This is a genomic window from Paenibacillus humicus NBRC 102415, assembly GCF_004000905.1.
Lineage (GTDB): Bacteria > Bacillota > Bacilli > Paenibacillales > Paenibacillaceae > Paenibacillus_O > Paenibacillus_O humicus.
The window spans coordinates 19,873-41,083 of the sequence record NZ_BIMD01000033.1; the positions used below are offsets into that span (position 1 = coordinate 19,873).

The 21,211-nt window shown below is 55.1% G+C and carries 21 protein-coding genes and 1 other annotated feature; all 21 genes read right to left on the minus strand.

Going from position 1 to position 21,211, the window contains the following annotated elements; translation table 11 throughout:
• Window position 1 precedes the first annotated feature (1 nt).
• Window positions 2-292 carry a 50S ribosomal protein L23 gene (gene rplW / locus PHU01S_RS17995; protein WP_021878329.1) on the minus strand — a complete coding sequence of 97 codons (291 nt, stop codon included), beginning with the start codon at window positions 290-292 and terminating at the stop codon, window positions 2-4.
• Window positions 292-915, minus strand: a complete 624-nt coding sequence (gene rplD, locus PHU01S_RS18000) for a 50S ribosomal protein L4 (RefSeq protein WP_021878330.1) — start codon at window positions 913-915, stop codon at window positions 292-294. Before rplD ends, rplW begins: the two co-directional genes overlap by 1 nt.
• A gap of 30 nt (window positions 916-945) precedes the next feature.
• On the minus strand, window positions 946-1,569 hold the full coding sequence (rplC, locus tag PHU01S_RS18005; RefSeq protein ID WP_021878331.1) for a 50S ribosomal protein L3: 624 nt from the start codon (window positions 1,567-1,569) through the stop codon (window positions 946-948).
• Between the two features lie 47 nt (window positions 1,570-1,616).
• Window positions 1,617-1,925 (minus strand): 30S ribosomal protein S10, encoded by a 309-nt coding sequence (rpsJ, locus tag PHU01S_RS18010; RefSeq protein ID WP_017692074.1) that lies wholly within the window; start codon window positions 1,923-1,925, stop codon window positions 1,617-1,619.
• Window positions 1,926-2,432: 507 nt separating this feature from the next.
• On the minus strand, window positions 2,433-3,623 hold the full coding sequence (tuf, locus tag PHU01S_RS18015) for an elongation factor Tu (protein ID WP_021878333.1): 1,191 nt from the start codon (window positions 3,621-3,623) through the stop codon (window positions 2,433-2,435).
• 97 nt (window positions 3,624-3,720) lie between these two features.
• A complete protein-coding gene (gene fusA, locus PHU01S_RS18020; protein WP_048743618.1) occupies window positions 3,721-5,796 on the minus strand; it encodes an elongation factor G in 2,076 nt (691 codons plus the stop codon).
• A gap of 35 nt (window positions 5,797-5,831) precedes the next feature.
• The gene (gene rpsG, locus PHU01S_RS18025) at window positions 5,832-6,302 is read right to left on the minus strand and encodes a 30S ribosomal protein S7 (RefSeq protein WP_048743619.1); all 471 of its coding nucleotides are present in this window, start codon (window positions 6,300-6,302) and stop codon (window positions 5,832-5,834) included.
• 53 nt (window positions 6,303-6,355) lie between these two features.
• On the minus strand, window positions 6,356-6,775 hold the full coding sequence (gene rpsL / locus PHU01S_RS18030) for a 30S ribosomal protein S12 (RefSeq protein WP_048743621.1): 420 nt from the start codon (window positions 6,773-6,775) through the stop codon (window positions 6,356-6,358).
• Window positions 6,776-6,934: 159 nt separating this feature from the next.
• Window positions 6,935-7,165, minus strand: coding sequence for a ribosomal L7Ae/L30e/S12e/Gadd45 family protein (locus PHU01S_RS18035; protein ID WP_048743622.1), 231 nt, complete (start codon window positions 7,163-7,165; stop codon window positions 6,935-6,937).
• A 216-nt stretch (window positions 7,166-7,381) separates the two neighbouring features.
• Entirely contained in the window at window positions 7,382-11,011 is a 3,630-nt protein-coding gene (rpoC, locus tag PHU01S_RS18040) for a DNA-directed RNA polymerase subunit beta' (protein ID WP_048743623.1), read from the minus strand.
• 35 nt (window positions 11,012-11,046) lie between these two features.
• Window positions 11,047-14,592, minus strand: a complete 3,546-nt coding sequence (gene rpoB, locus PHU01S_RS18045; RefSeq protein WP_048743625.1) for a DNA-directed RNA polymerase subunit beta — start codon at window positions 14,590-14,592, stop codon at window positions 11,047-11,049.
• 614 nt (window positions 14,593-15,206) lie between these two features.
• Complete coding sequence (locus PHU01S_RS18050) at window positions 15,207-15,815, minus strand: class I SAM-dependent methyltransferase (RefSeq protein ID WP_049868847.1); 609 nt, start codon at window positions 15,813-15,815, stop codon at window positions 15,207-15,209.
• Window positions 15,816-15,905: 90 nt separating this feature from the next.
• Window positions 15,906-16,268, minus strand: coding sequence for a 50S ribosomal protein L7/L12 (rplL, locus tag PHU01S_RS18055; RefSeq protein ID WP_048743628.1), 363 nt, complete (start codon window positions 16,266-16,268; stop codon window positions 15,906-15,908).
• 119 nt (window positions 16,269-16,387) lie between these two features.
• Window positions 16,388-16,891, minus strand: coding sequence for a 50S ribosomal protein L10 (gene rplJ / locus PHU01S_RS18060; RefSeq protein ID WP_048743629.1), 504 nt, complete (start codon window positions 16,889-16,891; stop codon window positions 16,388-16,390).
• A 64-nt stretch (window positions 16,892-16,955) separates the two neighbouring features.
• Window positions 16,956-17,091 (minus strand) — a sequence feature (ribosomal protein L10 leader region).
• A gap of 13 nt (window positions 17,092-17,104) precedes the next feature.
• A complete protein-coding gene (rplA, locus tag PHU01S_RS18065; RefSeq protein ID WP_048743631.1) occupies window positions 17,105-17,797 on the minus strand; it encodes a 50S ribosomal protein L1 in 693 nt (230 codons plus the stop codon).
• 112 nt (window positions 17,798-17,909) lie between these two features.
• Window positions 17,910-18,335 carry a 50S ribosomal protein L11 gene (rplK, locus tag PHU01S_RS18070; RefSeq protein WP_021878535.1) on the minus strand — a complete coding sequence of 142 codons (426 nt, stop codon included), beginning with the start codon at window positions 18,333-18,335 and terminating at the stop codon, window positions 17,910-17,912.
• Window positions 18,336-18,425: 90 nt separating this feature from the next.
• Entirely contained in the window at window positions 18,426-18,959 is a 534-nt protein-coding gene (gene nusG, locus PHU01S_RS18075; protein WP_048743635.1) for a transcription termination/antitermination protein NusG, read from the minus strand.
• 24 nt (window positions 18,960-18,983) lie between these two features.
• Window positions 18,984-19,193 (minus strand): preprotein translocase subunit SecE, encoded by a 210-nt coding sequence (secE, locus tag PHU01S_RS18080; RefSeq protein WP_021878533.1) that lies wholly within the window; start codon window positions 19,191-19,193, stop codon window positions 18,984-18,986.
• 17 nt (window positions 19,194-19,210) lie between these two features.
• Window positions 19,211-19,360: a 50S ribosomal protein L33 gene (gene rpmG / locus PHU01S_RS18085; protein WP_021878532.1), complete on the minus strand. Its 150-nt coding sequence runs from the start codon at window positions 19,358-19,360 to the stop codon at window positions 19,211-19,213.
• A 376-nt stretch (window positions 19,361-19,736) separates the two neighbouring features.
• A complete protein-coding gene (gene sigH / locus PHU01S_RS18090; RefSeq protein WP_048743637.1) occupies window positions 19,737-20,387 on the minus strand; it encodes an RNA polymerase sporulation sigma factor SigH in 651 nt (216 codons plus the stop codon).
• Window positions 20,388-20,687: 300 nt separating this feature from the next.
• Window positions 20,688-21,209, minus strand: coding sequence for an NYN domain-containing protein (locus tag PHU01S_RS18095; RefSeq protein WP_021878530.1), 522 nt, complete (start codon window positions 21,207-21,209; stop codon window positions 20,688-20,690).
• Window positions 21,210-21,211: the final 2 nt, after the last annotated feature.

Here is a 21,211-nt window from a genome sequence, read left to right on the forward strand (position 1 = left end):
GTTAGACCGACTCGAAGAATTCCAGCTCTTTGCTGTCTTCGCTCAGTTGAACGAAGGCTTTCTTCCATTCGGACGTGTATCCGGAATGACGGCCGTAGCGCTTAGGCTTGGCTGGCACGCGAAGCGTGTTCACGTTCGTCACCTTAACGCTGAAGATCTGCTCGATGGCAGCTTTGATTTCCGTTTTGTTGGCACGGATGTCAACTTCGAACACATAGCGTTTTGCGCCCATGAGCTCAGTTGTCTGTTCCGTGATAACCGGGCGCTTGATAATATCGCGTGGATCTTTCATTACGCAAGCACCTCCTGTACTTTCTCGACCGCATCCTTGGTGATGATGAGTTGGTCATGCGACAGCACATCCAGAACATTGATGCCCGAGGCTGCGACGAACTTCACACCAGGAATGTTGCGGGCGGACAGAGCCACGTTGTTCTCGAATTCAGCCGTAACGACGAGCGCTTTGCGGCCTACTTTGAGGTTATTCAGAACGGCTTGGAATTCCTTCGTCTTCGGAGCTGCGAAGCTCAGTTGATCGAGAACGATCAGCTCGCTAGCGATGACTTTGGAAGACAGTGCCGAACGAATAGCCAGACGACGAACTTTGCGTGGCAGCTTGAAGCTGTAGCTGCGCGGAGTCGGTCCGAATACCGTACCGCCGCCAACCCATTGCGGGGAGCGGATGGAGCCTTGACGCGCGCGTCCGGTTCCTTTTTGCTTCCAAGGTTTGCGGCCACCGCCGCGAACTTCGGAGCGTCCTTTGGTTTTGTGCGTGCCAGCGCGCTCGGCTGCTTGCTGCAGCAAAACTGCGCTATGCAGTACGTGAGTGTTAGGCTCGATGCCGAAGACATGCTCGGAGAGCTCGATGTCGCCGACTTTTGCGCCGCTCACATTTACCACATCTACTTTAGGCATAGCTTGTTCCTCCTTTCTTCAGGCGGCGAGTTATTTCTTCACCGTTTGTTTGATTTTAACGAAGCTGTTTTTAGGACCCGGAATGGAGCCTTTAACGAGCAGTACGTTGCGTTCAGCATCGACGCGTACGACTTCAAGCTTCTGAATCGTAATCGTCTCATGGCCCATATGTCCCGGAAGGCGTTTGCCTTTAGGTACGCGGTTCGCTTGGATGGAACCCATCGAACCAGGACCGCGGTGGTAACGCGAACCGTGCGCCATAGGGCCGCGGCTTTGTCCCCAACGTTTGATAACGCCTTGGAAGCCTTTGCCTTTGGATACGCCCGTCACGTCAACGAACTCGCCTTCAGCGAACAGGTCAGCTTTGATTTCTTGGCCAACTTCGTATTCGCCCAGGCTGATGCCACGAATCTCACGAACGTAGCGCTTAGGAGCCGTATTGGCTTTTTTGGCATGGCCGACTTGCGGCTTGTTGGCGTTATTCTCTTTTTTGTCAGAGAAACCGAGCTGAACAGCTTCGTAGCCATCATTTTCTTGGTCTTTCTTTTGCAGGACGACGCATGGGCCGGCTTCGATAACCGTGACTGGCACGACATTACCCTCAGCTGTGAACACTTGCGTCATTCCGAGCTTTTTACCTAAGATACCCTTCATGTTGACACCTCATTTCGTTCTCACATTAGCTTACGCTTGTGGATAACTTACAGTTTGATTTCGATATCTACACCGGACGGCAGGTCCAGGCGCATCAGAGCATCGACCGTTTGCGGAGTCGGGTTCACAATATCGATCAGACGCTTATGCGTACGCTGTTCGAATTGCTCGCGCGAATCCTTGTACTTGTGTACTGCACGGAGAATGGTGATGATTTGCTTTTCCGTCGGAAGCGGAATCGGACCGGAAACGCCTGCCCCGGAACGTTTTGCAGTTTCAACGATTTTCTCTGCAGACTGATCAAGAATGCGGTGATCGTATGCTTTCAAGCGAATACGAATCTTTTGCTTTGCCATATAAGTCCCTCCTTCTATCGCCCAATTTAGTATCGGACATACTCCGCGTGAACTCCTTACACATGCTCCATGGCAAAGGAGCCGGGTGTGTCAGCAACCTCCCGCATCATCGCAACGTCACAGACCAACAGACAATATTTTATCACGTCACACATGCTAATGCAACATGTAAATAGGCTTGCGCTCATGTTATCTTCTTTTGCTCGAAAAAGGCTCCTGCAGGCTGTTTTTATCGTTGAAGAATTACGTATACGAGATTCGGATGATTGGATTCCTCCCTGGAATGGAGAGAGTCGATTGCGTTTCTTCTATATAAATGGAGAGGCGTAATCAACGGCCATCTATGGCCATAAAGGTTGTAGCAGCCAACTCACCGCCCTATTCCTTTTTACAGCCGTTTCATCTCAGAACCAGTGCGAAGGATACGAATACAAATTAAAAATGAATACAAAAAAGCCCCCGCCGAAGCGAGGGCTTGTCCGATCCGCAGCTAGTGCTGCAGGATCATTATTTTTGGATGGATGCTACGGCGCCAGCGCCTACCGTACGGCCGCCTTCGCGGATCGAGAAGCGAGTTCCTTCTTCGATAGCGATTGGAGCGATCAGTTCAACGGTAACCGTGATGTTGTCGCCAGGCATAACCATTTCCGTACCTTCAGGCAGGTTGATGATGCCCGTTACGTCCGTTGTACGGAAGTAAAACTGTGGACGGTAGCCTGTGAAGAAAGGCTTGTGACGTCCGCCCTCTTCTTTGGTCAGGACGTAGATTTGAGCCGTGAAGTTCGTGTGCGGCTTAACCGAACCCGGTTTAGCAAGAACTTGTCCACGCTCGATGTCTTTACGGTCAACACCGCGAAGCAGTGCGCCGATGTTGTCGCCCGCTTGAGCGGAGTCCATCAGCTTGCGGAACATTTCCACGCCCGTAACGACGGATTTGCGGGATTCTTCAGCCAGACCGATGATTTCAACTTCGTCGGAGACTTTGACTACGCCACGGTCGATACGGCCAGTTGCAACCGTACCACGGCCCGTGATCGTGAACACGTCCTCGACAGGCATAAGGAAAGGCTTAGCCGTGTCGCGCTCAGGAGTCGGGATGTACGTATCAACTTGCTCGAAGAGCTCGATGATTTTGTCAGCCCAAGGACCGTCTGGGTTTTGCAGAGCTTCACGAGCAGCGCCGCGGATGATTGGAGTGTCGTCGCCTGGGAACTCATACTCGTTAAGAAGGTCGCGAACTTCCATCTCAACCAGCTCGAGGAGCTCTTCGTCTTCAACCATGTCGCATTTGTTCAGGAATACGACGATGTAAGGCACGCCTACTTGGCGGGAGAGCAGGATGTGCTCGCGCGTTTGCGGCATAGGGCCGTCAGCTGCGGATACAACCAGGATCGCGCCGTCCATTTGAGCTGCGCCGGTGATCATGTTTTTAACATAGTCGGCGTGGCCTGGGCAGTCAACGTGTGCATAGTGACGGTTAGGCGTTTCGTACTCAACGTGAGCCGTGGAGATCGTGATACCGCGCTCGCGCTCTTCTGGAGCTTTGTCGATTTGGTCGAAAGCCGTAGCTACGCCGCCGTATTTTTTGGAAAGAACAGTCGTGATGGCAGCCGTCAGCGTCGTTTTACCATGGTCGACGTGACCGATCGTACCGATGTTAACGTGCGGTTTATTACGTTCAAATTTAGCTTTTGCCATTGAACTTAATCCTCCTTAAGGTCAGGAAAGTTTATGTTAGGTGACAGACGAACGCCGCAAGCGGCTCTTCGCCTGTCACAGCGAACCTATATAGAGATTACTCCGATTTGCTCTTGGAAACAATCTCTTCTTGGATCGATTTCGGAACTTCTTCGTAGTGGGAGAGTTCCATGGAGAACACGCCGCGACCTTGGGTACCGGAGCGAAGTGTCGTGGAATATCCGAACATCTCGGCGAGAGGCACCTTGGCACGAACGATTTGCGCGCCAGCGCGCGAATCCATGCCTTCGATGCGTCCGCGACGGGAGTTCAGCATGCCCATGACGTCGCCCATGTACTCTTCTGGAATCGTGACTTCGACCTTCATGATCGGCTCGAGAATGACAGGTTTACACTTGTCTTTCGCAGCCTTGAGGGCCATGGAGCCCGCGATCTTGAACGCCATCTCCGAGGAGTCGACGTCATGATAGGATCCGTCGACGATCGTAGCTTTGATGTCGACCAGCGGGAAGCCTGCGATGACACCATTTTTCATGGACTCTTCGATACCCGCTTGAGTTGGGCCGATGAATTCACGAGGTACGACGCCGCCGACGACTTTGTTCTCGAAGATAAAGCCGCTGCCCGGCTCGAGTGGTTCGAATTCGATCCACACGTGGCCGAACTGGCCGCGACCGCCGGATTGGCGAACGAACTTGCCTTCGACTTTAGCCGCTTGACGGAACGTCTCACGGTAAGCAACTTGCGGTTTACCAACGTTCGTCTCTACTTTGAATTCGCGGAGCATGCGGTCAACGAGGATTTCAAGGTGAAGCTCACCCATGCCTGCGATGATCGTTTGTCCCGTTTCTTCGTCCGTATGAGCACGGAACGTCGGATCCTCTTCCGAAAGCTTCTGCAGAGCGATACCCATCTTGTCTTGGTCAGCCTTGGTCTTAGGCTCAACCGCAAGCTGGATAACCGGCTCAGGGAAGTTCATGGATTCGAGGATGACCGGATTCTTCTCGTCGCACAGCGTATCGCCAGTCGTCGTATCCTTCAGGCCTACTGCAGCGGCGATGTCGCCGGAGTATACCGAGCTGATCTCTTGACGGCTGTTCGCATGCATTTGAAGAATACGGCCGACGCGCTCGCGCTTGCCCTTCGTTGCGTTCACAACGTAAGAACCGGAGTTCAGAACGCCGGAGTAAACGCGGAAGAAGGTCAGCTTGCCGACGAAAGGATCCGTCATGATTTTGAATGCGAGAGCCGAGAACGGCGCTTCGTCGGAAGATTCGCGGGTCGTCTCCGTACCATCCTCAAGGGTACCCTTGATAGCAGGAACGTCGATTGGAGCCGGCAGATAGTCAACGACTGCATCCAGCATCATTTGAACGCCTTTGTTGCGGTACGAGGAGCCAGCGATGACCGGGAAGATCTTCACTTCGACAACGCCCTTGCGGAGCGCCGCTTTGAGTTCTGGAATGGTGATTTCTTCGCCTTCCAGATACTTCATCATGAGTTCTTCGTCCAGCTCGGCCACTTTCTCGACCAGCTCTGCGCGGAGCTCTTCGGCTTGATCAGCCAGCTCGGCAGGAATTTCGACTTGCTCAGGATCTTTTCCGAGGTCGTCTTTGTATTTGTAGGCAACACGTTCAACGAGATCGATTACGCCGACAAAATCATTCTCGGCGCCAATCGGCAGTTGAATCGCGACAGCATTGGCTTGCAGACGATCGCGCATGTCTTTGATGACATTCAGGAAGTCCGCGCCGATGATGTCCATTTTGTTGATGTAGGCAATCCGGGGAACGTTGTAGCGGTCAGCCTGGCGCCATACAGTTTCGGACTGAGGCTCAACGCCTTCCTTTGCACTGAAAACACCAACTGCCCCGTCCAATACGCGCAGGGAACGTTCAACTTCTACGGTGAAGTCAACGTGTCCCGGGGTGTCGATAATATTGATGCGGTTACCCTTCCACTGAGCGGTCGTCGCGGCAGACGTAATCGTGATGCCGCGCTCCTGCTCTTGCTCCATCCAGTCCATCGTCGCTGCACCTTCGTGCACTTCGCCGATTTTGTGGGTACGGCCTGTGTAGAACAGGATCCGTTCGGTCGTGGTGGTTTTACCCGCATCGATATGCGCCATAATCCCGATGTTACGCGTATTTGCCAAGGAGAACTCTCTTGCCATTGGAATGTCTCCCTTCAAATTGTACTGCTAGAATCCTACCAGCGGTAGTGAGCGAATGCTTTGTTGGCTTCCGCCATTTTGTGCGTGTCTTCGCGTTTTTTAACGGAAGCGCCCGTGTTGTTGGATGCGTCGAGAATTTCAGCTGCAAGACGCTCTTCCATCGTTTTCTCCCCGCGGTTACGCGAGTAGTTCACGAGCCAACGGAGACCAAGCGCGGTACGGCGCTCAGGTTTAACTTCGATCGGCACCTGGTAGTTGGCGCCGCCTACACGGCGGGCTTTAACTTCCAGTACAGGCATGATGTTCTTCAGGGCTGCTTCGAACACTTCCATCGGATCTTTGCCGGAGCGCTCTTGAATCAGTTTGAAGGCATCATACAGCAGTGTTGCGGCAACGCCGCGCTTGCCGTCGATCATGATGCGGTTGATGAGACGTGTAACGAGCTTGCTGTTGTAGATAGGATCCGGCAGTACGTCGCGTTTTGTTACAGGACCTTTACGTGGCATGTAGCAAGTCCCCCTTTCCCTCAGTATCTAATAAGTTGAAGTTTATAAAAGTCTTACTTTTTAACTTTAGGACGCTTCGCGCCATATTTGGAACGAGCTTGCATACGGTTGTTGACGCCAGCCGTATCCAATGCACCGCGAACGATATGGTAACGTACGCCCGGAAGGTCTTTTACACGTCCGCCGCGGATCAGAACGACGCTGTGCTCTTGCAGGTTGTGTCCGATACCCGGAATGTAAGCCGTAACCTCTACGCGGTTCGTCAGACGAACACGAGCGTATTTGCGAAGTGCGGAGTTAGGCTTCTTCGGAGTCATCGTGCCTACGCGAGTGCAGACACCGCGTTTTTGCGGAGCGCTGATTTCCGTAGCCTCACGCTTCAGGGCATTGAATCCCCGCTGCAGTGCTGGCGATTTGGACTTGACCACTTTTGCTTGACGGCCCTTGCGGACCAGTTGGTTGATTGTTGGCATGTCGGTTGCCACCCCCTTCCCATAATTCATGAAACGCTGAACTGATTGACGCTCATTATTTAAGCCCACAGATCCAGGCGGTTCATCTTTGGACAAACAAAAGTTTTTGCCTGACGTATTGAGCGGAAAAATCCGAACCTTACCGGCAAAAACAACGTCCTACTCTTCATCTCCAACCATTGCTGCCATCGCGGCTCCGACGTCAATCCCGCATTGCTCTCCGAGATCGGTCATCGTCTCCGTCCAAGTCACTGGCACGCTCATTCTTCCGCATAACTCGACGATAGCGCCGGTCAGCCTGTCATCAGCGTCTCTGGCTACATAGACGTGAATCGCCTTGCCTGATTCAACGGTCTTGGTCGTCTGCTTCGTGCCAATCTTGTAAGCCATGGATTCACCATCCTTGCTTAAGCACAGAAATCCACTCACAGGCACACTTCGATATAGTAGCACTAGACTTATCCCCATGTCAAGATGGGCTTGTCCATTTGCTCAAAAGATATTCCGGTTCAAAGAGCACGCCCATAAAAGAGCAGCCGCCCGAAGGCCGGGCAGCTGCTGATGTGGAGCGGTATTGCAAGGTTCCGAAGATTTCCGGTTGAATTGTTAGGATTCGACCGGAACCGTCTCGCTGAGCTCGGCTTCCGCCGCTGCGGTCTCGAGTTCGTCCTCTTGGCCGACGAAGCGGATGCTGCGGTAACGGTTCATGCCCGTACCGGCAGGAATCAGCTTGCCGATGATGACGTTCTCCTTGAGGCCGAGCAGCTGGTCGACCTTGCCTTTGATGGCAGCGTCGGTCAGGACGCGGGTCGTTTCCTGGAAGGATGCCGCGGAAAGGAACGAATCCGTCTCCAGGGAAGCCTTGGTGATGCCGAGCAGGACCGGTTTGGCGACTGCCGGCTCGCGGCCGGACAGAAGCACTTCGCGGTTGGCTGCTTCGTATTCGTGCACATCGACGAACGCGCCAGGCAGAAGCTTCGTGTCGCCGGCATCGACGATACGGATTTTGCGCAGCATCTGCTTGATCATGACTTCCACGTGCTTGTCGTTGATTTCTACGCCCTGGTTCCGGTAAACGCGCTGAACTTCCTGCAGGATGTAGTTCTGTACCCCGCGGATGCCTTTGATGCGCAGCATTTCCTTCGGATCGATGGAGCCGTCCGTCAGCTCGTCGCCGGCTTCCAGATGCTGGCCTTCGATGACGCGGATCCGGGAACCGTAGCTGACCGGATACACTTTGGATTCGGCTTCGCCTTGAACTTCAATCTCACGGCGGTCTTTCGTTTCGCGAATGCTCTTCACGACGCCGTCCAGTTCGCTGATGATCGCTTGGCCTTTAGGGTTACGCGCCTCGAAGAGCTCCTGGATACGCGGCAGACCTTGCGTGATGTCGTCGCCGGCAACGCCGCCGGTATGGAAGGTACGCATGGTGAGCTGGGTTCCCGGCTCGCCGATCGATTGGGCCGCGATGATGCCTACGGCTTCGCCGATCTCTACATGCTTGCCTGTCGCCAGGTTGCGGCCGTAGCAGATCTTGCAGACGCCGTGACGGGCGCGGCAGCTCAGTACGGAACGGATCTGAAGCTTCTCTACGCCTGCATCGACGATCGCATCGGCCTTCTCGGCGTCGATAAGATCGTTGCGGGCAACGATGACTTCTCCCGTCTGCGGATGACGGATCGTCTCGAAGGAATAGCGGCCCTCGATGCGGTCGTACAGATCCTCGATGACTTCCTTGCCGTCCTGGATCTTGGCCACCGTGATGCCTTTGTCCGTGCCGCAATCGTCCTCGCGGACGATAACGTCCTGGGCGACGTCGACGAGACGGCGGGTCAGGTAACCGGAGTCGGCTGTACGGAGGGCGGTATCGGCAAGACCTTTACGCGCGCCGTGAGTCGAGATGTAGTACTCGAGTACCGTCAGGCCTTCACGGAAGTTCGACTTGATCGGGAGCTCGATGATGCGGCCGGATGGGTTGGCCATCAGACCCCGCATGCCGCCCAGCTGGGTGATCTGCGATTTGTTACCCCGCGCCTTGGAATCCACCATGAGCATGATGGAATTGTAGCGGTCCATCGATTTCATGAGGATTTCCGTAATTTGGTCTTTAGTCTTGCTCCAGATCTCGATGACGCGGTCATAACGTTCTTCGTTGGTGATCAGGCCGCGACGGTATTGGTTCGTCACGACTTTGACCTTCTCGTCGGACTGCTTCAGGATCTCTTCCTTCTCCGGCGGCACGATGACGTCGGAGACGGCTACCGTGATGCCCGCGCGGGTCGAGTACGTGAATCCGAGCTCCTTGATCTTGTCAAGGATGACCGACGTCTTGGTCGTGTGGTACTGGCGGAAGCATTCCGCGATCAGAAGACCGAGGTATTCCTTGCCGACAGCGCCCATTTGCGGCACGTTGTCCAGGAAGGAGTTCAGGTCCGCGCCTTTTTCGTACACGAAATATTTATCCGGCGTTCCGTCCATCAAGTTGGTCTTGGTCGCCTCGTTGATGTAAGGGAACGAGCTCGGGAAGATCTCGTTGAAGATGACTTTGCCGACCGTCGTCGAGATGAGCGAGCTGTTCTGCTGGTCCGTGAAGGCATCCTTCTTGAGGACCTTCGCCGGAATGAAGATGCGCGCATGCAACGACACGATGCCCCGCTGGTAAGCGGAGACGGCTTCGTTGACGGAGCCGAAGACAGAGCCTGATCCTTGCGCTTCCTTGTTGTCCATCGTCAGATAGAAGGAGCCGAGGACCATATCCTGGGACGGAGTTACGACCGGCTTGCCGTCCTTAGGGTTGAGGATGTTGCCTGCCGCCAGCATCAGAAGGCGGGCTTCCGCCTGCGCTTCCGCGGACAGCGGAACGTGAACGGCCATCTGGTCGCCGTCGAAGTCGGCGTTGTAGGCCGTACATACGAGCGGGTGAAGCTTGATGGCGCGTCCTTCGACAAGGATCGGCTCGAATGCCTGGATGCCGAGTCTGTGAAGCGTAGGGGCGCGGTTCAGCAGAACCGGATGCTCCTTGATGACTTCTTCAAGAACGTCCCACACTTCGGCGCTAACTCGTTCGACTTTGCGCTTGGCGCTCTTGATGTTGTGGGCGAGGCCCTTGTTGACCAGTTCCTTCATGACGAACGGCTTGAAGAGCTCCAGCGCCATTTCCTTCGGAAGGCCGCATTGGTACATCTTCAGGCTTGGTCCGACAACGATAACGGAACGGCCGGAGTAGTCGACGCGCTTGCCGAGAAGGTTCTGGCGGAAACGGCCCTGCTTGCCCTTCAGCATATGGCTGAGGGATTTCAGGGGACGATTGCCGGGACCCGTAACCGGACGGCCGCGGCGGCCGTTGTCGATGAGGGCGTCGACGGCTTCCTGCAGCATGCGCTTCTCATTTTGCACGATGATGTCGGGAGCGCCGAGATCGAGCAGGCGCTTCAGACGGTTGTTGCGGTTGATGACGCGGCGGTACAGGTCGTTGAGGTCGGAAGTCGCAAAGCGTCCGCCGTCCAGCTGAACCATCGGACGAAGCTCCGGCGGAATGACCGGGAGCACGTCGAGGATCATCCAATCCGGCTTGTTGCCGGAATGGCGGAACGCCTCGATGACCTCGAGACGCTTGATGGCGCGGTTGCGGCGCTGGCCTTGGGCCGTGCGCAGCTCTTCCTTGAGCTGATCCAGCTCGCGCTCGACGTCGATGTCCTGAAGAAGCTTCTTGACGGCTTCAGCGCCCATGCCGGCTTGGAAGCCGTAGCCGTATTTCTCGCGGTAGCTGCGGTATTCCTTCTCGGACAGAAGCTGCTTTTTCTCCAGCGGGGTTTCGCCCGGATCCGTCACGACATAGCTTGCAAAGTAGATGATTTCCTCGAGCGAGCGGGGCGACATGTCGAGAGCCAGCCCCATCCGGCTAGGAATTCCTTTGAAGTACCAGATATGGGAGACAGGAGCGGCAAGCTCGATGTGTCCCATGCGCTCGCGGCGCACTTTGGCACGGGTGACTTCAACGCCGCAGCGGTCGCAGACGACGCCTTTGTAGCGGACGCGCTTGTACTTGCCGCAGTGGCATTCCCAATCCTTGGTCGGGCCAAAGATCTTCTCGCAGAAGAGCCCTTCCTTCTCCGGCTTGAGCGTCCTATAGTTAATGGTCTCCGGCTTCTTGACTTCTCCGCGGGACCAAGAGCGAATCTTCTCCGGCGATGCAAGGCCGATCTTCATGTACTCGAAGTTGTTCACATCCAACAAGGAGCAACCCTCCTTAGTTCAAGTATGGCTTAGGCTTATTCCGCGCCAGCTTCGGCGCCTTCCAGGTTGAGGTTCAGCTTGTCGCTGGTGCCTTCGTCCTCGTCGTCGATTTCCTTCATTTCGATCTCGTTTTCGTCCTCGTTCAGGATTTTGACGTCCATGCCGAGAGACTGCAGCTCTTTGATCAAGACCTTGAACGACTCTGGAACGCCCGGCTCCGGCACGTTCTCGCCCTTCACGATCGATTCGTACGTCTTCACCCGGCCGACCACGTCGTCGGATTTGACCGTCAGGATCTCCTGGAGGGTGTAAGCCGCGCCATAGGCCTCGAGCGCCCATACTTCCATCTCGCCGAAGCGCTGGCCGCCGAACTGGGCTTTGCCGCCGAGAGGCTGCTGCGTTACGAGCGAGTATGGACCCGTGGAGCGGGCGTGGATCTTGTCGTCGACCATGTGCGCCAGCTTGATCATGTACATGACGCCGACGGTGACTTCGCGCTCGAACGTCTCGCCCGTGCGTCCGTCGTACAGAACCGTCTTGCCGTTGCGCTGCATGCCCGATTCTTCCATCGTGTCGAACACGTCGTACTCGCGCGCTCCGTCGAATACCGGCGTAGCGGCGTGGATGCCCAGACGCTTGCAGGCCATGCCAAGATGGACCTCGAGCACCTGGCCGATGTTCATCCGGGAAGGTACGCCCAGCGGGTTGAGAACGACTTCTACAGGCGTTCCGTCCGGCAGGAAAGGCATATCCTCTTCCGGCAGGATGCGGGCGATGACGCCCTTGTTGCCGTGACGTCCGGCCATTTTGTCGCCTTCGGAGATTTTACGCTTCTGGGCGATGTAGACACGGACCAGCTGGTTCACGCCAGGAGGCAGCTCGTCGCCGTTCTCGCGGGTGAACACTTTGACGTCGACGACGATGCCGTCCGTGCCGTGAGGCACGCGCAGGCTCGTGTCGCGCACTTCGCGCGCCTTTTCGCCGAAGATGGCGTGCAGCAGGCGCTCTTCCGCCGTCAGCTCCGTTACGCCTTTAGGCGTTACTTTGCCGACGAGGATGTCCCCGGCGCTGATTTCGGCGCCGACGCGGATGATGCCGCGCTCGTCGAGGTTCTTGAGCGCTTCTTCGCCGACGTTCGGGATGTCGCGCGTGATTTCTTCAGGTCCGAGCTTCGTATCGCGGGCTTCGGACTCGTATTCTTCAATGTGAATCGACGTGTACACGTCTTCCTTCACAAGCTTCTCGCTGAGCAGGATGGCATCCTCGTAGTTGTAGCCTTCCCAAGTCATGAAGGCAACGACGACGTTGCGGCCCAGAGCCAGCTCGCCCTGCTCGGTCGAAGGACCGTCGGCGAGGATGTCGCCTTTCTTGACGATGTCGCCCTTGCGCGCCAGCGGACGCTGGTTGATGCAAGTGCCTTGGTTGGAGCGCATGAACTTGTGCAGCTTGTGCTTCACGAGATCGCCCGTAACCTGCTTGCCGTCCACCATCTCGACGCGGCGCAGCCAAATCTCGTTGGCCGAGGAGCGCTCGATGATGCCGTCATGCTTCGCTACGATGCAGACGCCGGAATCCTTCGCGGACTTGTGCTCCATGCCGGTACCGACAAGAGGCGCCTTCGGAATGAGCAGAGGCACCGCTTGCCGCTGCATGTTGGATCCCATGAGCGCGCGGTTGGAGTCATCGTTCTCGAGGAACGGAATCAGAGCCGTCGCGACGGATACGACCTGCTTCGGCGATACGTCCATGTAGTCGACGCGCTCGGTCGGCATCGTCAGGATGTTGTCGGCCTGCTTGTTGTAGCGCACGACAACCTGATCGTCGACGAACTTGCTGTCTTCCGTCAGGAGGGCGTTTGCCTGCGCGATGACGTAGTTGTCTTCCTCATCCGCGGTCAGGTAAGCGATCTGCTCCGTGACAATGGCGGTCTTCGGATCCACCCAGCGGTACGGAGCTTCAATAAAGCCGTACTCGTTGATGCGGGCGAAGCTGGACAAGGAGTTGATCAGACCGATGTTCGGTCCCTCAGGCGTCTCGATCGGACACATCCGCCCATAGTGGGAGTGATGGACGTCTCGGACTTCCATGCCGGCGCGTTCGCGGGTCAGACCGCCGGGTCCGAGGGCGGACAGACGGCGTTTGTGCGTCAGTTCGGCCAGAGGGTTCGTCTGGTCCATGAACTGCGACAGCTGGGAGGAGCCGAAGAACTCCTTGATTGACGCGATGACCGGACGGATGTTGATCAGCGCCTGCGGCGTGATCGCATTGGCATCCTGGATCGACATGCGCTCGCGGACGACGCGCTCCATGCGGGAGAGGCCGATCCGGAACTGGTTCTGCAGCAGCTCGCCGACGGAACGCAGGCGGCGGTTGCCCAGATGGTCGATGTCGTCCGTGCTGCCTACGCCGTGCAGCAGGTTGATGAAGTAGTTGATCGACGAAATGATATCGGCAGGCGTAATATGTTTGACCGACTTGTCGATGACGTCATTGGAAATGACCTTGATGATTTTTCCATCTTCATTGGGAGCGAATACGCTCACCGTCTGCAGTGGGATACTATCCGCATCCAGAACGCCGTTGGCGACGTGATACGTTTTGCTGTTCAGCTGTTTTTCCAGGAATGGAAGCAGCTCATCCAGCAGGCGGCGGTCGATCATCTGGCCGGCTTCGGCCAGAATTTCGCCCGTCTCGTTGTCCACGAGAGTTTCAGCCAGACGCTGGTTGAACAGACGGTTTTTGATATGAAGCTTTTTATTGATCTTGTAACGGCCGACATTGGCCAGATCATAACGTTTAGGGTCGAAGAAGCGCGCGACGAGCAAGCTCTTCGCATTGTCCAGCGTAGGCGGCTCGCCTGGACGCAGGCGCTCGTAGATCTCGATCAGGGCTTTTTCCGTGGAGTCGGTGTTATCCTTGTCCAGCGTGTTCTTGATGTACTCGTCCTGTCCGAGCAAGTCCAAGATTTCGGCATCGCTGCCGAATCCAAGGGCGCGAAGAAGCACCGTTACCGGAATCTTCCGGGTACGGTCGATGCGCACGTAGATGATATCCTTGGCATCCGTCTCCAGCTCCAGCCAAGCACCGCGGTTAGGAATGACAGTGGCCGTGTAAGTGCGCTTGCCGTTTTTGTCGACCTTGGTGCTGAAGTACACGCTGGGGGAGCGTACCAATTGGCTGACGATAACGCGTTCCGCACCATTGATGATGAAGGTGCCGGTCTCGGTCATCAGCGGGAAATCGCCCATGAACACTTCCTGTTCCTTAACCTCGCCCGTTTCCTTGTTAAGGAGCCTTACCTTAACGCGAAGCGGCGCTGCATACGTAACGTCGCGCTCTTTCGACTCGTCGACGGAATACTTAGGCTCTCCCAGGCTATAATCGATGAATTCCAACGAAAGATTCCCCGTGAAGTCCTGAATCGGAGAAATATCCTGGAACAACTCCAGGAGATCGCTCTCCAGAAACTTCTCATAAGACTTTTGTTGGATTTCAATCAAGTTCGGGACTTCGAGCACTTCGTGAATCCGGTTATAGCTCCTGCGCGTGCGTCGACCATACTGAACAAGTTGTCCTGCCAACTTAACCTCACCCCTCATGTCTGCTTCTCAGCGTGATAAGCGCACTCATGAAACATGACCTAGCCAGACCTCAGCCGGTTACCTTCGGGCCGGCCGGTTTGAGCCTCAATCCCATGGTGGTAAATAAAGAAAAGCCCTTATCGAAGTGGTTTCGAAAAAAGAGCATACTTCCGGTCTGAAACCTCGGCCTCCCCCACATGGACGAACCATAGGGAAGACATGGTCTCCTATCATGTAATTTTGCCCAAAATCTAAACATTATACGTCAAAAACCAATTTTGTATGCATGGCGCATCAAATAAATAATTCTTGACATTTTAGCGGACTAAAGAGATTCCGCCTATTTTAATGCTGACATTTCATAATAATAGCACATCGACAAAGGCGAGTCAACAAAAATGAGAATTTAGTCTCTAGTCAAAAACAGGAGCACACGATAAGGCGATGACCATCCCTTCATGACGCATCGCGCGACGATAGTCGTTCCAATCTTCATTGTCGACAGATGGCTTGATTTAGCGGGTCATGAAGGATGAATCCGACGCCATGGCTGTCCGCCGGCTCCGCCATGGCGAGATCAACCTTGACCGCTGCTCCGAGAGGTTGATTGCCGGCTAATTGTCCAAGGAACGGATCGCCTTGAAAATCCGAAACCCTTTATCCTTGCCGACTTCCTTGACGCGGCCGAACAGCTGCTGAAGCTTGGCTTCGGCAGAAGGAGCCCCCTGCTTCTTTTGAATGACCACCCACATGCTGCCGCCGGGCTTCAGCAACGAATACCCTTCCTCAAATATTCGGTGAACAGTCGCTTTGCCTGCCCGAATCGGCGGATTCGTCAAGATGACATCAAACGGCTCGCCGCCGGCTTTCTCGAACAGATCGCTCTGCTGTATGCGCACATTGGCAATTCCATTCAGCTTCGCATTCTCTCCGGCCAGCTCTACGGCTCGCTCATTGATATCCAGCATGACAACCTGTCCTTGCGGCGCCAGCCGCGCTGCCGTCAGTCCGATGGGGCCATAGCCGCAGCCGACATCCAGCACCCGGTCAGCCTCGCCGATTTCCATCTCCTCGATGAGGAAACGGCTGCCGTAGTCGATTCCGCTTTTGGAAAAGACTCCGTTGTCCGTCATGAACTGAAACCGGAAGCCTCTCAGCTCCGTCTCATGCTTCTGCCGGTTCTGCTGCGTTCCCGGCGTACGGGAATAGTAGTGGTCCGACATCATGTCCCTCCTTCCGGGTATGCCTTCTCATAGAGAGAACCCCTTGGAACCGCGAGGCTCCAAGGGGTTCTCAAGCTTTTAAGAGAAAGCTTATTTCACTTCTACAGCTGCGCCTGCTTCTTCAAGCTTAGCTTTGATAGCTTCTGCTTCTTCTTTAGCTACTTTTTCTTTGATTGCTTTTGGAGCGTTGTCGACAACTTCTTTCGCTTCTTTCAGGCCAAGACCTGTCAGCTCGCGAACGACTTTGATGACGTTGATTTTGGAAGCGCCAGCGCTCGTAAGGATAACGTCGAATTCGGATTGCTCTTCAACTTCAGCAGCGCCGCCGCCAGCAGCTACAACCGTAGGTGCAGCAGCCGTTACGCCGAATTCTTCTTCGATTGCTTTAACGAGATCGTTCAGTTCCAGAACGTTCATGCCTTTAATGGCTTCCAAGATTTGTTCGTTGCTCATGGTTGAACCTCCATTGGGTATAAGTTTTTTTGGTGGTGATGGATGCCGGCTATGCCGGCGCAAGGATCAAGCAATTCCTGCCGGCAGCCCGATGGCCGCCGGACGGAGGAAAATCGTTTTTAGGCTTCCGCTTCTTGCTTTTCCGCCACGGCTTTGACCGCCAGCGCGAAGTTGCGCATAGGAGCCTGGAGGACGCTGAGGAGCATGGAGAGCAGGCCGTCGCGGGATGGCAGGTCTGCCAGCGCCTTGATTTGGGCTGCGTCTACGACTTGGCCTTCGAGGATGCCGCCTTTTACTTTCAGGGCGTCATTTTTCTTGGCGAAGTCGGAGATGATTTTTGCAGGAGCTACGACGTCGTCCGCGCCGAAGGCGATAGCCGTCGGACCCGCGAGAACTTCTGTCAGACCGGAAAGCTCGGCGGATTCGGACGCGCGGCGAACGAGGGAGTTTTTGAGAACCTGGAATTCGATGCCTGCTTCGCGAAGCTGCCTGCGCAGTTCCGTTACTTGAGCCACGTTCAGTCCACGGTAGTCAGCTACAACCGTCGTCGTGCTTGCTTTCAGCTTGGCGGCGATTTCTTCCACCTGCTGCTGCTTGGATTCGATAACTTTTACGTTTGCCATTTTGTTTACACCTCCCGATGTGGATATCCGTTGCATCCTTTAGAACGGTTTACCTTCAACCTGCCGGTGCATGAATAAAGGCCTCCGCCAAGACAGCGAAGGCCATGATTGTCCGTTTACGGGAAACGTATATCATAACACCTCGGTAGGGGATTAAGCCCGAAGGCACCTACTGTCTTAGGTATGCGTGTTCTGAAGTTAGAATCGCAGCTCTTAGCGGAACGTGGAAACGTTGACGCGAGCGCCAGGTCCCATCGTAGAAGATACAGCGATGTTTTTCAGGTAAATCCCTTTTGCCGATGCCGGTTTGGCACGGTTCAGAGCGTCGATCAGCGATTTGAGGTTCTCAGCCAGCTTCTCGGCGTCGAACGACACTTTGCCGATCGGTGCATGGATTTGACCTGCACGGTCAAGGCGGTATTCGATCTTACCGGCTTTGATCTCCTGAACAGCCTTCGTCACGTCGAACGTTACCGTGCCGGCTTTAGGGTTAGGCATGAGGCCTTTACCGCCGAGGATACGTCCGAGCTTGCCGACTTCAGCCATCATGTCAGGCGTAGCCACGCAGACATCGAATTCGAACCAGCCTTGTTGAATTTTGTTGATCATGTCCGCATCGCCGACGAAGTCAGCGCCTGCAGCTTCGGCTTCCTTCGCTTTGTCGCCTTTGGCGAATACGAGGACGCGCTTTGTTTTGCCCGTACCGTGCGGGAGTACAACGACACCGCGAACGGCTTGGTCTTGTTTCCGCGGGTCGACGCCCAGACGGACAGCCACTTCGACGGATTCGTCGAATTTGGCGGTTGCTGCTTTTTTCACGAGCTCGATTGCTTCAGACGGCTCGTAAGTCGCTTCGCTGTCGATCAGCTTAGCGGCTTCAACGTATTTCTTGCCATGCTTTGCCATGAAGAGTTCCTCCTTATGTGGTGTGTAGCGGAACGCCTGACGTACAGCCGTCCCTCCCACTGCGAAACCAAGCGGTCCCGCTGTGACGCCGCGCCTCGAGGCGCGTCCTGGATTAGTCGACGATCGTTACGCCCATGCTGCGGGCAGTACCTTCGACCATGCGCATTGCAGCTTCTACGGATGCAGCGTTCAGATCCTGCATTTTTTGTTCTGCGATCTCGCGGACCTTGGAACGGTTGACCGTAGCGACCTTCTTCTTGTTCGGTTCGCCGGAACCCTTCTCGATGCCTGCTGCTACGCGGAGCAGTACGGCTGCTGGAGGAGTTTTCGTCTCGAACGTGAAGGAGCGGTCTTCGAATACGGTGATGACGACCGGAATGATCAGGCCGGCTTGATCAGCCGTACGCGCGTTGAACTCTTTACAGAACGCCATGATGTTGACGCCTGCTTGACCGAGCGCAGGACCGATTGGCGGAGCCGGGTTGGCTTTGCCTGCCGGAACTTGCAGCTTGACGAGTTTGATGACTTTCTTTGCCATGTGTTACACCTCCTGCGATCGAAGTCAGTTGCCTGACATGAAATGCTCATGCCGCCATCCGGATGAATCCGGAGGCCGGAAACCGGTTCATTATACCTTCTCGACCTGTGTGTAGTCAAGTTCAACCGGGGTTTCACGACCAAACATGTTGACATGGACTTTCAGCTTGCTCTTGTCCATTTGAATTTCTTCAATGACGCCGACAAAGTTAGCAAACGGACCTACTGTAACGCGAACGGTTTCTTTCAGCTCGAATTCCATCTTCGGCTTAGGCTCGGACATTCCCATATGGTTGAGAATGGCGTCCACTTCCTCCGGAAGCAGTGCCGTCGGCTTGGAGCCGGAACCTGTAGAGCCCACGAATCCCGTTACGCCAGGCGTATTGCGAACAACATACCAAGAATCGTCGGTCTGAATCATTTCCACCAGGACGTATCCCGGATAGACTTTGCGCATGACGGTCTTCTTCTTCCCGTCCTTGTTCACGATTTCTTCTTCCATCGGAACCAGCACGCGGAAGATCTTGTCTTCCATGCCCATCGATTCGACGCGGCGCTCGAGGTTGGCTTTCACCTTGTTCTCATAGCCCGAGTAAGTATGAACCACATACCATCTTTTTTCCATTAACAATCCACCTTTGGACCCTTCTTAAACAATCAGTTCAACCAGAGATGAGATCCCGATGTCAAGAAGCCAAAAGTAAATCGTCACAAACACGATCGTGACGAGTACAACGATCGTATAGCTTGTCAACTCTTTACGGTTTGGCCAGCGAACTTTCTTCAGCTCAGCCCAACTGTCTGCAAAAAAACCAAACGTCGATCCGAAGTTTTGCTTCAGCTTTGCGATAAAAGTCACCTGAACCCACCTCCTGACTATCTCGTCTCGCGGTGAGGAGTATGCTCGTTGCAGAACTTGCAGAACTTCCTCATTTCCATGCGGTCGGGGTGATTGCGCTTGTTCTTGGTGTTCGTGTAGTTTCTTTGCTTGCAGTTCGTGCATGCAAGCGTAATAATAACCCGCATTTAGGTCACCTCCCGATCTTAAGAGTGCGCTTCGTCAAACAACGTGCGATAGGACCCGAGAGGGCCTCAGGCCTGATCCGAGTCACTCTAAGTACCTTATCATAACGGATTCTTGCATGTCAATGCAAAATGGAAGGCGTCCGGGCGGCCCGGAAGCCGCACGCAGAGCGGCGGGAAGGCTGGAGAGGCAGGCGGCGGACAGCCCTTGCCGGCATCGGGACCGGAGGACGGCGCGCTGCTTTCATCGCTGTTTCCAAGTATAGCCGTTTTGATAGACTTCTAAACGGCCTTCCATCGGCAGCAGGCGGCGCGGAAAAGAAAAAAGACCCGTCATCCGGGTCTTGAAAGCAGGCAGGTTCAGGATCAGGGCGGCAGCCTAACAGCTGACGTCCCGCAGCTCGAGGTACTTCTCCAGCTTGCGCTTCACTCGCTGAAGGGCGTTGTCGATCGACTTGACGTGCCGGTCCAGATCAACGGCGATCTCCTGGTAGGAGCGGCCGTCCAGATACAGCATGAGAACTTTCCGTTCCAGATCGCTCAGAATCTCGGACATCTTGTCCTCGAGGCCGTCGAACTCCTCCCGATTGATGATGAGCTCTTCCGGATCGCTGACGCGGGTGCCGCAGATGACATCCAGCAGCGTGCGGTCGGAATCTTCATCATAGATCGGCTTGTCCAGCGAAACGTAGGAGTTCAGCGGAATATGCTTCTGCCGGGTCGCCGTCTTGATTGCGGTTATGATTTGGCGGGTGATGCACAGCTCCGCGAAAGCTTTGAAGGAAGCCAGCTTGTCACCCTTGAAGTCGCGGATGGACTTGTAGAGCCCGATCATGCCTTCCTGCACGATGTCTTCCCGGTCCGCTCCGATAAGGAAATAAGAGCGGGCCTTGGCACGAACGAAATTCCGGTATTTGTTGATCAGATATTCCAGCGCTTCGCTGTCGCCCGTCCGCACCGCCTCGACAACGTCTTCATCCGTTCGGCAGTCATAATCGTGCGTACTCCATTCTCTGAGGTCGATGCTCACCAACTATCCCTCCGGCCTGCAAAGCGTGCACTGCAAGGTCTATTTTTCTTAAGTCAGAAAAGCTCTCCTTCCGCTATCGTCCGGACTGGAAAGCCAGGCGGCGACAAGCGGCGGAAAAGCGGACAATTTTGCCAGAAATAATAAGGACAGTATACAAGACCTCTCTTGACATCGTCAACGCAAACGAGCGTTCTATAACCGATAGGATCTTGAAAAATTGTAAACAGATGGTTGGAAAACGCTATTGCGGAGGCAGATAAGCTTACACGCCTATCTCCATCAATCGCCAGTTCCGTCCATTCATTCCCCCCGTCTCATTCTTTCCAGCATCGTCCGCATTTCCAGCGACAGCTTGGCATCGATCGTATTGCGGGATTTGGCGCTGTCGGAACGCAGCGACTTGTCGATCTCGCGGCGGTTCTGCTGCAGCTCCAGCTCCAGTTCCCGGGCCGAGATCCGCAGGGCGCCTTTGCCGAACGCGACATGCTGCTCGACGGAATCCGAGGTCGCCACATAGATATGGCGGCTTCGCTTCTTGAGCTCGGTGACGAGACGTTCGATGCACTCGTCCGCCGTTTCCTTTTCTTTCGTGAATACGACCGTCAGCTTGTGCTGCTTGTAGGCCGAGCGGCTGCCGGGAACCTGATGCGCGTCAAACACGACGTACACCTGATGTCCCGTATAGCCTTGATAGTCGGCCAGCAGATCGAGCAGCCGGTCCCTTGCCTCCTCCAGATTGCTTTCCTTCAAGCGTTCCAGCTCCGGCCAGGCGCCGATGATGTTGTAGCCGTCGACCAGCAGGACGTCCGACTGGCGGGACACGG

What these genes read in the sequence shown, in the direction of transcription:
- rpsG (WP_048743619.1), bottom strand. Translation starts at nt 6,302, where the DNA reads ATGCCACGTAAAGGTCCTGTAACAAAACGCGACGTACTGCCGGATCCT.
- PHU01S_RS18050 (WP_049868847.1), bottom strand. Translation starts at nt 15,815, where the DNA reads ATGTCGGACCACTACTATTCCCGTACGCCGGGAACGCAGCAGAACCGG.
- rplC (WP_021878331.1), bottom strand. Translation starts at nt 1,569, where the DNA reads ATGAAGGGTATCTTAGGTAAAAAGCTCGGAATGACGCAAGTGTTCACA.
- tuf (WP_021878333.1), bottom strand. Translation starts at nt 3,623, where the DNA reads ATGGCAAAAGCTAAATTTGAACGTAATAAACCGCACGTTAACATCGGT.
- PHU01S_RS18035 (WP_048743622.1), bottom strand. Translation starts at nt 7,165, where the DNA reads ATGGCTTACAAGATTGGCACGAAGCAGACGACCAAGACCGTTGAATCA.
- nusG (WP_048743635.1), bottom strand. Translation starts at nt 18,959, where the DNA reads ATGGAAAAAAGATGGTATGTGGTTCATACTTACTCGGGCTATGAGAAC.
- rplK (WP_021878535.1), bottom strand. Translation starts at nt 18,335, where the DNA reads ATGGCAAAGAAAGTCATCAAACTCGTCAAGCTGCAAGTTCCGGCAGGC.
- rplJ (WP_048743629.1), bottom strand. Translation starts at nt 16,891, where the DNA reads ATGGCAAACGTAAAAGTTATCGAATCCAAGCAGCAGCAGGTGGAAGAA.
- fusA (WP_048743618.1), bottom strand. Translation starts at nt 5,796, where the DNA reads ATGGCAAGAGAGTTCTCCTTGGCAAATACGCGTAACATCGGGATTATG.
- rpmG (WP_021878532.1), bottom strand. Translation starts at nt 19,360, where the DNA reads ATGCGGGTTATTATTACGCTTGCATGCACGAACTGCAAGCAAAGAAAC.
- rplD (WP_021878330.1), bottom strand. Translation starts at nt 915, where the DNA reads ATGCCTAAAGTAGATGTGGTAAATGTGAGCGGCGCAAAAGTCGGCGAC.
- rpsL (WP_048743621.1), bottom strand. Translation starts at nt 6,775, where the DNA reads ATGCCAACAATCAACCAACTGGTCCGCAAGGGCCGTCAAGCAAAAGTG.
- rpsJ (WP_017692074.1), bottom strand. Translation starts at nt 1,925, where the DNA reads ATGGCAAAGCAAAAGATTCGTATTCGCTTGAAAGCATACGATCACCGC.
- rplW (WP_021878329.1), bottom strand. Translation starts at nt 292, where the DNA reads ATGAAAGATCCACGCGATATTATCAAGCGCCCGGTTATCACGGAACAG.
- rplL (WP_048743628.1), bottom strand. Translation starts at nt 16,268, where the DNA reads ATGAGCAACGAACAAATCTTGGAAGCCATTAAAGGCATGAACGTTCTG.
- rplA (WP_048743631.1), bottom strand. Translation starts at nt 17,797, where the DNA reads ATGGCAAAGCATGGCAAGAAATACGTTGAAGCCGCTAAGCTGATCGAC.